Below are 11490 nucleotides of genomic sequence, written 5' to 3'. Positions count from 1 at the left end.
CCGCCTTCCCGCGTGCTCGGATGATCGGTACGGCTTGCCGACGGATAGCGGTGTCAACGTAACAGGAGGTCCGGGGGCCGTGCGGGACCGCGGCCGGGAGGCGGGACGTATGCGGCCCCGACGCCCCGCCGACGGCCCCTACTCAGGAGGATGCGACCGGCGCGGTCCGGGTCAGTCCAGGCAGAACTCATTGCCTTCGGGGTCGGCCATCACAATGAAGCCGGTCTCCAACGGAGGCGCGGGCTCGTGGCGACGGATCCGGGTTCCGCCCAGCGCCACGAGCCGATCGCATTCGGCCTCGAGCGCAGCCATCCGTTCCTCCCCGTGGAGTCCGGGCGCCACCCGGACATCGAGATGGACGCGGTTCTTGGCCACCTTGCCTTCGGGAACCTCTTGGAAGAACAATCGTGGGCCGTGACCTTCCGGGTCCTCGAGCGCCGACCTCGAATTGCGCTGCTGCTCCGGTACGCCGATTCCGGCGAGAAAGTCGTCCCACGCGGCGAGCGGATCGGCGCCCGCCGGCAGCTCTACTCCCGGCGGACCGGGATGGATATAGCCCAGGGCCTCGCGCCAGAACGACGACAGCGCCCGCGGATCGTGGGCATCGAAAGTGACCTGGATACCGCGGCTCATCGGACTGCTCCGTTCGCAGAGATATGAGTGTGCACCATGGGGTCAGTCTGACAGGGCGGGCGGACAGAATCGGTCCGCAATACCGTGCGGACCGGGCGCGGAACATGACAGATTTTCCGGTCCGGGCCCGGCCGGACAGGCATGCCGCTGCCGCACCCACACCTGGTCCGGTCTCGAACGCGCCGCCCATCCGGTCGGTGCGGCGCGATCACCCGCCGAGTTTTCGGCCCATCGGTCGCACACTCTGAATTCGTTGGCGCGAAACATGTTCCGTGTTTCCTGCCGGATTCTATGCGCGTATTGCGGTTACGCCCGGCGCACCCGATGAGGACAGAACGGCCGGTTAATGGTTCAATTCCCGGCGTACGACCCGGAGTGCAGGAGGAAATCGAATGGCAGTGCGTTACTCGAAAAGAGAACAGACCAAACTCGTCAACCGAGTGAACAAACTCCTCGCCCAGGGTAAATCGCTCAATGCGGCGTGCACGCAGGTCTCCGAACGCGAAGGCGGGCTTCCCGCCACGAACACACTCGCCAATTGGGTCCGCGCCGCGGGACTTTCCGAAAGCGCCGACACCGCACCGGTCGCGGACACTCCGGCGCCCGCCAAACCCCGCCGCCGTACCCGCGGTGCCGGCAAGGTGACCACCAAACCGGTCGCCGCCGAGACCGAGACGGCGCAAGCCGCCACGGAACCGGCGGAGAACATGGCCGAGGCCGTGGTGGCCGAGCCCACCGAGGCGGCGCCGGAAACCGCCGGCCCGGCACCGGAAATCACCGCCGAAACCACTGAACCGGCGCCGGCGACCACCGCCGAGCCCACGGCCGAACTGGTGCGGGTGCGCCCTGCGGGAACCGCCGTGGACTCCGCGCACGGACTCGACGACCTGCTCGACGAGAACCACCGGTTACGCACCGCGTTGAACGAGGCCAACCGGGAGATCCGCGCCATGCGTGACCTTCTCGTCGTGTACGCGAGCCGGTAGAACGGCAGTCCGCTCGCCGGTCCGGCGGGCGCGGTCGCGGAGCCCGGGCCGCTCCTGCCCGCCGCGGGTGATTCCGTGGCGCCCGCCCCGGGGGATGAGCAGGAAACGGACATGGTCCTGCTCGTCCCCGCCGGTGTCCTGCGTCCGTCGGAGGCCGATGATGATTTCGCCGACGAGGCCGACGCCGCCCGGGCCGCGGGTCTCGGGGTAGTTCTCGGGGGCCACGCCGCATTGAGCCGAGCGTCGCGGAGGGGTCGGGGCGCACAGCGTCACGGGTGCATACGCGCGCCCTTCACGACCTTGTCGACGAGCTTGCGGTCCGCGTACAGCGCCAGACCGACCAGGTCGAGGTCGTTTCGGCCCACGGCCCCGACCGCGGCGCGGTTGTCGTGATCGTTGCCGGTGGCGAAGAGATCGGCGGTGAATATCGAGAGGGCGAGCCCGCGGTCGAGTGCGCGTGTCTGCGCGGTGCGCAGGGTCTCCTTCGTACCGGCGAACACGAGGACCGGCTGACCGAACATCGGCAGGTATCCGGTGCCGTCCGCGTCGGCGTACGGCGCGCCGATGAGGCCCGGATTCGCGGCGGCGATCCCACTGACGAGAAACGCCGAGACATTGAGGCGTTGCCAGCCGGCGAGGTCCTCGCGCAGCAGTACGGCGATCTTGGTGTCGAATCGAACGGGTGAGGTGTCTGTCTCCACTCCGCCGATCCTGCCGATCGCCCACACAGCTGGTCTTGTACGTTCTTGATGTGGTGCACGTACCGGAGATCACCGCGTGGCGACCGCGGATCGAGGGTATCCACGAGGTGTTCCACGCCCGCTTCACCGACCACGCCTATCCCCCGCACACCCACGACGCGTGGACCCTGCTCATCGTCGATTCCGGTGCGATCAGCTACGAGTTGAACGGCCGGGAGCACGGCTCGGTCGAGCACTGGGTGACATTGCTGCCGCCGCATGTGCCGCACGACGGCCGGGCGGCCGGGCCCGCGGGATTCCGTAAACGCGTGCTCTACATCGAGGACACCCGGCTCTCCGGTATCGGCCCGGCGGTCGATACTCCGAGCACCCGGGACCCGATCCTGCGCGATCGGATCCACCGGCTGCACCAGACGCTGCGGTATCCCGGTGACGAGTTGGAAGCCGAGAGCCGCCTGACCTTCGTACTCGAACGCCTGCAGAGCCGGCTACGCCGCAGGCGTCCGCCCCCGCCGCCGCACCGCGACCCCTCCCTGGCCCGTGACCTGCGCGCACTCCTCGACGAGCACTCGGTCGCCGGAATCACCCTGGCGCAGGCCGGCCGTATTCTCTACGCGGACCCGGCGCATCTGGTCCGCGCGTTCTCCCGCGAGTTCGGTATCGCACCGCATCGGTATCTGATCGGCCGGCGGATCGATCTGGCCCGCCGGCTGTTGCTCGAGGGCCGCCGACCGGCCGAAGTGGCGGTCGCGGCCGGATTCCACGACCAATCACATCTGAACCGGCATTTCAAGCGAATGATCGGCGCGACGCCGAAACAGTTCGCCTCCTCGTATCCCGCCCGGACACCCCACCGGTAACCCGGAGGTGATGTGCGGAGCCGCGATCGGTCGGCCCACTTCCCTACCGCCCGACCTCGCGCGCACGCTCCGCACAGCGGCCATGGGCGGCTGTCCTGCTTCACTTCCGCCGGTGTTCCGCGGGCGGGCGCGCGTCCCGCTCACCGGCCCGGCGGGCCTGCATACTGGACGTCATGTCGTGGTCCGGGCTCGTCGACGCGGTACTCGACCTGCACGTGACGACGACCGCGGCGACCTACGTATTCGTCGCCGGCACGGCGGTGTGCCTGGCGGCGCTGGTGGCCCGCCGGCATCGTCGCTGGTTGCGTACCGGGGTCGCCGTCGTGGTGGCGGCGGCCGGGCTCTCGGTGGTACTCGCCGCGGTTCTCATCGAGAAGGTCTGGCGGCCCTTTCCCGATCCCCTGCCCCCGTCGGTCTACGTCTGGTCGGGGCTTGCGGTGCTCGCGGTGGCACTGGCCGTCGGCCGCGGGTTCGTCCGGCGCCGGGACCGGTCGCGGCCACTGGTCGCGACCGGGCTCGTCGCGGCGGCCGCCGCGGTTGTGCTCTGTGCCGCCGGCGGGATCAACGCGGGATTCGACGCGTACCCGACGGTGCGGACCGCGCTCGGCATGACCGACTATCGGACCGTGCCGTTCGATACCGCGCTGGCACCGCACTCGGTGCCCGGCGGATCTCCGGCACCGGCGAACTGGGCCCCCTCCGCCGATATGCCCGAGACCGGCGCGGTGACCCGGGCCGCAGTTCCGGGTGCCGTGTCCCGGTTCCCCGCCCGTGACGCGCGGATCTATCTGCCCCCGGCGTACTTCACCGAGCCCCGGCCCGTCCTGCCGGTGCTGGTCCTGCTGGCCGGGCAGCCGGGCAGCACCGAGGACTGGCTCGTCGGCGGCCGGCTGACCCGCATCATGGACGCCTATGCCGCCGCACACCGGGGGCTGGCGCCGGTGGTCGTACTCGCCGACGGCACCGGCGGCCGGTTGGCCAATCCGTTGTGTGTCGACTCGCGGCTCGGTAACGCCGCGACCTACCTGGCCGTGGACGTACCGAATTGGGTACGCACCCATCTGCAGGTGAACCCGGATCCGCGCGGTTGGGCAGTGGGCGGGCTTTCCTACGGCGGCACCTGCGCGCTACAACTCGCCACCACCCGCCCCGAGGTCTATCCCACTTTCCTCGATCTGTCCGGACAGGCCGAACCGACGCTCGGCGATCGCACGACCACGATCCAGGAGGCCTTCGCCGGCGACGCGGACGCCTTCGCCCGGAACAACCCCGCCGATCTGCTGGCCCACCATCGCTACCCCGATTCCGCCGGCGCGTTCGTCGTGGGTCTCGGCGACACCGAATACCGCGCCGTGATCGAGCGGCTGGCCGACGCCGCGCGCGCTGCCGGAATGGATGTCCACCTCACCGAACTGCCCGGCGGGCACAGTTTCGCCGTGTGGTCCGCCGGTCTGGAGAAGGAGCTGCCGTGGCTCGGCCACCGTCTCGGTCTGGACGCGTCGTGACGACCCGCGTCGCAGCGGGGCTCTCCCGCGCACCCGTCTCCCTCGGGCTGCTGGCGGTCATCTGGATTCTCGCGGTGATCACCGGAGCGTGGGCGAAGGGCCCGTCGCATGAGCTGGCCGCGCACGTCTCGCTCGGCCTCCCGGCCCTCGACACAGGGTATGTCTGGACCCTGTGGACCTCGGGACTGTTCGCTTCCGGGGCGGGCGGCTATCTGCTGGCGACGGTGTTCGTCCTCGCTGTCGCGGTGCCGGTGGAACAGCGTATCGGCAGCCGGCGTTTCGCGATCGCGGTATTCGCCGCCCAGGGCGCGGGCGCCGCGCTGGCGCTGGCCGCGGCGCGGCTCGCGTCGGCGGTGCCGAACTCCTGGGGTCTGGAACTGCACGGCCACCTGACAGCGGACCCGCTGCCCTGGATCTTCGGGGCGCTGCTCGCCGCCAGCGCGGCGATGCACACTCTGTGGCGCCGGCGTATCCGCGCGCTGCTGCTGGTGATCCTGGTGACCACGGCCCTGTTCGCCGGGCATCTGCCGGATATGACGCGATTGTGTGTCGCGCTCGCGGGCCTGCTCATCGGACCGCTGTTGTTCGGGCGCTCCGCGCGCAGCCCGGTGCTCGGCGGAACGATCCGCGAGCGCCGCACACTCGTCGCTCTCGTCGTCGCGGCCAGTGTCCTCGGCCCGATCTTCGCCGCATTCTCCCCGCATGCCATCGGGCCCCTGTCGTCCCTGCGTGAACTGTTCGATCAGGTGCCCTACAGCGCGCGCGAGCTGGTCGACATCTGTGCCGATCCGGTCCTGCACGACGAGTGCCGCAAAGGGCAGCAGGCACTGCGCCTGTCCGGTGTCGGACCGCTGACCATGAACATCCTGCCGTCATTGCTGCTGCTCGTCGCGGCCGAGGGACTGCGTCGCGGCCGGCGAGCGGCCTGGCTGCTCTCGGTCGGCGGGCATATCGTGCTTCTCGGCCTCGCCGGCGTCAGTGTGGTCGTGCGGACCATCGAGCAGGACGAGGCGCGCTGGGTGCTCTACGGCATCCATCGGCACAGTACGGTGTACCGGGATTTCGCTCCGCTGCTCGCCCTGATCGCGGTCCTCGTGCTGTTGCTGGCCACCCGGCGGCTCTTCGATGTGCGCGCCGCACGCGGAACGTATCGCCGGGTCTGGCTGGGCACGCTCGCCGCGGCGGGGGCCGCGCTCACGATCTACGTGGTGGCCGGGACACTGCTCACCGGCGGTTTCGACCGCGAACCCGGGGTCGGCACCCTGCTGCGTGATGCCCCGTTGCGGCTGCTACCGCCGGTGTACCTCCAGCTCTTCGAACCGCCGGTCCTGCCGCTGACCCCGGCGGCCACCCTGCTGTTCGAGTGGATCGGCGTGCTCGTCTGGGTGATGTTGGGCCTGTTGATGCTGCGCAGTTTCTTCACCCCACCGGCCGGATACGACCTCGGCGGTGAGCGACGGGTGCGGGAGCTGTTGCACGACCCGGGCGGCGGTTCCCTGTCGTGGATGAGCACTTGGGCCGGAAACAGGTACTGGTTCAGCGCGGACGGCCGGCACGCGGTGGCCTATCGGGTGCATTCCGGTGTCGCACTGACCACGACCGATCCGATCGGTGCACACCACGGGCTGGCCGCGGCGGCCGACGAGTTCGCGGCCTGGTGTCTCGGCAACGGGTGGACTCCGTGCTTCTACTCTGTCGGCCCCGATACCGCGGCCCTCGCCCGGGAGCACGGCTGGAGCTGCCTGCAGGTCGCCGAGGAGACGATCATCGATCTGGCCGATCTCGCGTTCAAGGGCAAGAAGTTCCAGGATGTGCGAACCGCCCTGAATCGAGCGGGCAAGGAGGGGATCGAGGCGAGGTGGACAACGTTCGCCGAGGCGCCGCTGGCGGTGACCGAGCAGATCGTCGAGATCTCCGAGGAATGGGTCGCGGACAAAGGATTGCCGGAAATGGGCTTCACCCTCGGAGGTCTGGCCGAACTCCGAGATCCCGAGGTCCGGCTGCTGCTGGCCGTCGACCGCGACGACCACATCCACGCCGTAACCTCCTGGATGCCGGTATACCGGGACGGCGCCCTCGTCGGCCTCACCCTGGATTTCATGCGGCGCCGGGGCGACGGATTCCGCGTGGCGATGGAATTCCTGATCGCCTCGGCCGCATTGTCCGGCCAGGAACAGCGGCTCGAGTTCCTCAGTCTGTCCGGGGCACCGCTGGCCGGCGACAGCACCGAACCCGACCTCGACCGGAGCGCACTCGACAGTTTGCTCGATCTGCTGGGCCGCACCCTGGAACCGGTCTACGGCTTCCGGTCGCTGCTCGCCTTCAAGGCGAAGTTCCAACCGCGGCACCGGCCCGTGTACATGGTGTTCCCCGATGCCGCGGCACTACCGACCATCGGGATCGCCGTCGGCCGGGCGTACCTACCGCATCTGTCGCTGGAGGAGAGCGGGCAGTTGCTGACCCATCTGCTCCGCCGCTGAGTCACCGCGATGCGTCCCGGGAAGGACCGGCGGTCAGCGACGCAGGGCGGTCTCGCGATCCAGGCGCGCGAGCTTGACCGGGTTCCGGACCGCGTACAGCCCGGTGATCAGCCCCTCGTCGATACGCATCGCCACAACGGTATCGGCCTTGCCGTCGAGTTCGACGATCAGCGCCGGATGTCCGTTGATCCGGGCCGCACGCAGGACCGCGGCATCCGCGATCCGGCCCAGCACCGCGGCGACCGGTCCGGAGCCCACCACCGGCGCCGTCGCCGCCCGCACGACGCCGCCGCCGTCGGTCAGCAGTACTACGTCGGGGGCGAGGATATCGAGCAGATTCCGCAGGTCTCCCGTATCGACCGCCCGCTGGAAGGCCGTGAGGGCACTGCGGGTCTCGGCCGCCGAGACCGCACCGCGGGGACGCCGCGCCGCGATATGGGAGCGGGCACGGTAGGCGATCTGGCGGACCGCCGCCGGGGTCTTGTCGACCGCCTCGGCGATCTCCGCGTGGTCCAGTCCGAACACCTCGTGCAGTACGAACACCGCACGTTCCACGGGGGCGAGTGTCTCCAGGACCAGCAGCATCGCCATCGATACGCTGTCGGCCAGTTCGACATCCTCGGCCACATCGGGTGCGGTCAGCAGCGGCTCGGGTAGCCACGGGCCGACATAGGACTCCCGGCGCCGGCCGAGGGAACGCAGGCGGTCCAACGCCTGCCGCGTGGTGATCCGCACCAGGTAGGCACGATGATCCCGGACCGCACCGAGGTCGACGCCGGCCCAGCGCAGCCAGGTCTCCTGGAGCACGTCCTCGGCGTCGGCGGCCGAGCCGAGCATTTCGTAGGCGACGGTGAACAGCAGGTTGCGATGGGCCACGAAGAGTTCGGTGGCGGGGTCGGGCCCACCGGCGGAATCGTCGCCGGGCGTGGTCTGCACTGAACCGTCCATGGGTGGCTCCTGCTTTCTCTCGACAGTGTCACCATCAGACGCCGCTCGCGGCGCTGCCGTAACACGCTGCCTGGTGTACCTGGTCACCATGCTCGACGCGCCCGCGCGGTCCGCGGCCGCCAACTCCGCGCCGCCGAACGCCGAGGCCTCGACCTTGCCGACCTCACCACCGACACAGACCTGGGACCGGAATCGATCGGTCCCACGACCCAGGTTATGCCCGAACAGATCGGCGGCCGCACCTACTACAGCCGCCAAGAAGCCGAAGCCCTCGGACTCACCCCCACCCCCGAACAGCTCGCGCGCGCCCGCGCATCGTTCGACCAACTGGACGCTGCCCAACGCGAAGCTCGCGCCACCGCTCCCGATCCCGGATCGGTGGACGATATCGACCCGAAACTCCGGGAACAGATCCAGGCCCGCGCCGACGATGTCCACGCCGGAACCGACGCCGAGGGCTCGACCCTGCGCGACGGTGCGTGGTACGACGCCGAGGGAAACCTGCTCTACACCCAAGGGCCGGGCGGCTGGTACGACCCCGCCGGGGTGCTGGTCTACGACCTGCTGGGCCGCCGACCGAACGGCCAGTAGTAAACACCGCCGCGCGGCCGTTCCTGACACCCGAGGTGTCATAGCCCTGCCCGGTAGGGCGGACCGAACGGAACAGTGAGGCCGGATTCATCGCCAGGGTGGTACGTACACGTGGCGGCCGGAGCCGGCGGTCCCGGTCTTGTCTGTTCATGGGTCCCGACTGATCCTGCATCAGAAGGGCGGTCCCTACGGGGTCGGCATGTTCACGGCCGTGGCGAACTTATCGGCCACCGCGCCGCGTCCCGGCCCGAGCCCGCGCGACCCGGGCCGGGACGGCGCGACCTCCAGAACCAGTTTGCCTGTGGTGGCACCCGATTCGATGCGCCGGTGCGCCTCGGCCACCCGGTCCAGAGCGAGTGTGGCCACCTGGACAGTCAGTTCCCCCGCGGTCACCGCGGTAACCGCCCGCCGCAGCGCGACACCGGTTTCCACGGGGTGGGCGGCGGCGAAGGCGGCCAGATTGAAACCGGAGACCGTCTTGTTGGTGAACCACAGCTCGTTGGCGGACAGACCCACATCGGCGGCGCCGGACGCATTGCCCATCACCACCATCCGGCCCATCGGCGCGAGCCGGTCCAGGCTCGCCCGGCGGGTGGGGCCGCCGACCATATCGACGACGATATCGAACTCTCCCGCGGCGGCGAGTTCCTCGCGCAGGATCACCTCGTCGTAGCCGAACTGCCCGGCGATCTCCTTCTTGGCGGGACTGCCGACCGTGCCGACCACCCGGCCCGCACCCAGTAGCCGGGCGGCCCGGCCCAACTGGCTACCCACTCCCCCGGCCGCCGCGTGCACCAGCACGCTCTCACCCGGCTCGATCCGGGCGACCCGGTCCAGCACCAGGAACGCGGTCGTGCTGTTGGACGGCACCGCCGCGGCCACGGCCGGGCTCAGGCGCGTCTCGTCGAACGGGACGACCAGGTCGGCGGCGGTGACCACCACCTCGGCGTACCCGCCACTGTCCACGATGGTCAGGGCGGCGACGGGGTCGCCCACCGACAGCCCTTCGACTCCCGGCCCCAGCGCGCGGATCCGGCCGGAGACCTCGATTCCCGGAACGAAGGGCAGCGCGATGTCCACCACACCCTGCCGGTACAGGATCTCGGCGAAGTTCGCGCCGGCGTAGGCCACATCGATGGCGACCTGTCCCGGTCCGGGCTCGGGGACGGCGAGGGTCGTCGGCCGCAGCACCTCGGCCGGACCGAATTCGGGAATGACCACTGCGCTCATCTGCTCATTGCTCATGACAACGATCCTGCGGGCATCCGGAGCCGGGAGGCAGTGTCAGTTCATGGTGGGTGTGACACCACCAGGATGGGCGCGCATCAACTCGTCGAGCCGGTCGCCGGTACCGGTCCCGGCGACCGGGTTGTGCAGGATCACGTGGTGGCCGGGAAACTCGGGCAGCGGGAGGAGGGTGGCTTCGAAGGTCAGCGTGCCGGCCTCGGGGTGTGCGACGGCCTTGATCGCGGTGGTGTGTTCGGCCGCGTCGTGGCGTGCCCACAGTTCGGCGAACTCCGGGCTGACCAGTGCCAGGTCCCCGGCGAGGCGGTCGAACTCCGGGTCTTCGGGATAGCGCGCCGAATCGGCCCGGAAACCCGCGACGGTTTCGGGCGCGATGCGCTCCCAGTGCTCGTTCAGGGCCCGGAAACGCGCATTGGTGAAGTACGAGACCAGGCAGTTGTGGTCGGTGTCGCCATAGCCGAACACCACGCGCGCCGCGTCGTTGACCGCGGTGAAGTTCCAGTGCCGGTCCCGGATATACGCCGGCCGGGGCGCCCAGCTCGCCAGCAACCGGTGCAGTTGGGGCGAGGCCGGGACCGAGGCGGCGGCCTGCCGCGGCGGCGGCTCGAGCCCCGCCAGCCGGTACAGATGGGCGCGTTCGATCTCGTCGAGCCGCAACGCTCGCGCCACCGCGTCCAGTACGTCGCCGGACACCTTGATATCGCGACCCTGTTCCAGCCACGTGTACCAGGAGACCCCCACCCCGGCCAGCACCGCGACCTCTTCCCGGCGCAACCCGGGTGTCCGGCGCCGGCCCGTATCGGGTAGCCCCGCCGCCGCCGGGCTCAGCCGTTCGCGGCGGCTGCGCAGGAACTCACGTAGTTCCGTCCGCCGCCGGTCACGGGCGGTCGCGTGCCGCGCCCGGTCACCGGTGCTCACTTCTGCACGATAGATCGAGCGGGAGCGGGGGCGGCGACACTGTCCCAGGCCTGCATCGCATGGTCCACCACCCGCTGGGCGTCCGCGCGCGAACAGCCGTCGCGGGTCCGGATCGCCAGACCGTGCAGGACGGTCAGATAGAACGAGGCCACGGCTTCGATATCCGCACCGGCCGGTATGTCGCCGTCGGTGCGTCCGCGCTCGAGCCGGGCGAGCAGTTCGGCACGGTCCCGGGCCCGCATTTCCGCGAGCAGGTCCCGGACGTGGGTGTTGTCCGGAGTGACATTGGTGGCCGCGAGCACCACCATGCAGCCCAGCGGCGTCGCCGGGTCGAGGTTGGCATCCACCTTCTGCCGCAGCATCGCCTCCACCGCTTCCCGCGCGGTGCGCATCCGGTCCATGGGGCGCGGGGCCGCGCTCCCGTAGAGTGCGACGGCCTCGCGGAACAGCTCCTCTTTGGAGCCGAAGGCGGTGTAGAGGCTCCGCGCGCCGATACCCATCGCAGCGGTGAGGTCGCTGATCGAGACGCCCTCGTACCCGTGTTCCCAGAACAGGTACATGGCGGCGCGCAGCGCGGCGTCCCGATCGAAGCTCCGCGGGCGGCCAGGACCCGGCATCGCACC

11 protein-coding genes are annotated in these 11490 nt (G+C 70.0%); 5 read left to right on the top strand and 6 right to left on the bottom strand.

Features of this window, described 5'->3' with window-relative positions; translation table 11 throughout:
- Window positions 1-171: 171 nt before the first annotated feature.
- A complete protein-coding gene (locus IG75_RS0104205; protein WP_030519809.1) occupies window positions 172-633 on the bottom strand; it encodes a VOC family protein in 462 nt (153 codons plus the stop codon).
- Window positions 634-1025: 392 nt separating this feature from the next.
- Between IG75_RS0104205 and IG75_RS0104200 the strand changes: the two genes are divergently transcribed.
- The gene (locus IG75_RS0104200) at window positions 1026-1619 is read left to right on the top strand and encodes a hypothetical protein (RefSeq protein ID WP_156058624.1); all 594 of its coding nucleotides are present in this window, start codon (window positions 1026-1028) and stop codon (window positions 1617-1619) included.
- Between the two features lie 269 nt (window positions 1620-1888).
- Here IG75_RS0104200 and IG75_RS0104195 read toward each other — a convergent pair whose 3' ends face one another.
- A complete protein-coding gene (locus IG75_RS0104195; RefSeq protein WP_081876728.1) occupies window positions 1889-2320 on the bottom strand; it encodes a DUF2000 domain-containing protein in 432 nt (143 codons plus the stop codon).
- Window positions 2321-2370: 50 nt separating this feature from the next.
- Between IG75_RS0104195 and IG75_RS0104190 the strand changes: the two genes are divergently transcribed.
- From IG75_RS0104190 to IG75_RS0104180, 3 genes are all read left to right on the top strand, one after another.
- Window positions 2371-3180, top strand: a complete 810-nt coding sequence (locus tag IG75_RS0104190) for a helix-turn-helix transcriptional regulator (protein ID WP_245713094.1) — start codon at window positions 2371-2373, stop codon at window positions 3178-3180.
- A 173-nt stretch (window positions 3181-3353) separates the two neighbouring features.
- Entirely contained in the window at window positions 3354-4685 is a 1332-nt protein-coding gene (locus IG75_RS0104185) for an alpha/beta hydrolase (protein ID WP_030519805.1), read from the top strand.
- A complete protein-coding gene (locus IG75_RS0104180; RefSeq protein ID WP_030519804.1) occupies window positions 4682-7165 on the top strand; it encodes a bifunctional lysylphosphatidylglycerol flippase/synthetase MprF in 2484 nt (827 codons plus the stop codon). Before IG75_RS0104185 ends, IG75_RS0104180 begins: the two co-directional genes overlap by 4 nt.
- Window positions 7166-7198: 33 nt before the next feature.
- Here IG75_RS0104180 and IG75_RS0104175 read toward each other — a convergent pair whose 3' ends face one another.
- A complete protein-coding gene (locus tag IG75_RS0104175; RefSeq protein ID WP_030519803.1) occupies window positions 7199-8113 on the bottom strand; it encodes an RNA polymerase sigma-70 factor in 915 nt (304 codons plus the stop codon).
- 216 nt (window positions 8114-8329) lie between these two features.
- Between IG75_RS0104175 and IG75_RS0104170 the strand changes: the two genes are divergently transcribed.
- Entirely contained in the window at window positions 8330-8704 is a 375-nt protein-coding gene (locus IG75_RS0104170; protein WP_030519802.1) for a hypothetical protein, read from the top strand.
- A gap of 186 nt (window positions 8705-8890) precedes the next feature.
- Here IG75_RS0104170 and IG75_RS0104165 read toward each other — a convergent pair whose 3' ends face one another.
- From IG75_RS0104165 to IG75_RS0104155, 3 genes are read right to left on the bottom strand one after another with little or no spacing between them, the layout of a single operon-like run.
- Complete coding sequence (locus IG75_RS0104165; RefSeq protein WP_081876616.1) at window positions 8891-9949, bottom strand: quinone oxidoreductase family protein; 1059 nt, start codon at window positions 9947-9949, stop codon at window positions 8891-8893.
- 39 nt (window positions 9950-9988) lie between these two features.
- Window positions 9989-10867, bottom strand: a complete 879-nt coding sequence (locus IG75_RS0104160; RefSeq protein ID WP_030519800.1) for a helix-turn-helix transcriptional regulator — start codon at window positions 10865-10867, stop codon at window positions 9989-9991.
- Window positions 10864-11484 carry a TetR/AcrR family transcriptional regulator gene (locus IG75_RS0104155; protein ID WP_036512137.1) on the bottom strand — a complete coding sequence of 207 codons (621 nt, stop codon included), beginning with the start codon at window positions 11482-11484 and terminating at the stop codon, window positions 10864-10866. The genes IG75_RS0104160 and IG75_RS0104155 overlap by 4 nt, the downstream gene beginning before the upstream one ends.
- Window positions 11485-11490: the final 6 nt, after the last annotated feature.

Source organism: Nocardia rhamnosiphila NBRC 108938 (assembly GCF_000720425.1).
GTDB lineage: Bacteria > Actinomycetota > Actinomycetes > Mycobacteriales > Mycobacteriaceae > Nocardia > Nocardia rhamnosiphila.
The sequence above is the reverse complement of the archived record's forward strand: the minus strand, read 5'-3'. Positions and strand labels throughout refer to the sequence as shown.

What these genes read in the sequence shown, in the direction of transcription:
- IG75_RS0104175 (WP_030519803.1), bottom strand. Translation starts at nt 8,113, where the DNA reads ATGGACGGTTCAGTGCAGACCACGCCCGGCGACGATTCCGCCGGTGGG.
- IG75_RS0104165 (WP_081876616.1), bottom strand. Translation starts at nt 9,949, where the DNA reads ATGAGCAATGAGCAGATGAGCGCAGTGGTCATTCCCGAATTCGGTCCG.
- IG75_RS0104200 (WP_156058624.1), top strand. Translation starts at nt 1,026, where the DNA reads ATGGCAGTGCGTTACTCGAAAAGAGAACAGACCAAACTCGTCAACCGA.
- IG75_RS0104185 (WP_030519805.1), top strand. Translation starts at nt 3,354, where the DNA reads ATGTCGTGGTCCGGGCTCGTCGACGCGGTACTCGACCTGCACGTGACG.
- IG75_RS0104170 (WP_030519802.1), top strand. Translation starts at nt 8,330, where the DNA reads ATGCCCGAACAGATCGGCGGCCGCACCTACTACAGCCGCCAAGAAGCC.
- IG75_RS0104205 (WP_030519809.1), bottom strand. Translation starts at nt 633, where the DNA reads ATGAGCCGCGGTATCCAGGTCACTTTCGATGCCCACGATCCGCGGGCG.
- IG75_RS0104155 (WP_036512137.1), bottom strand. Translation starts at nt 11,484, where the DNA reads ATGCCGGGTCCTGGCCGCCCGCGGAGCTTCGATCGGGACGCCGCGCTG.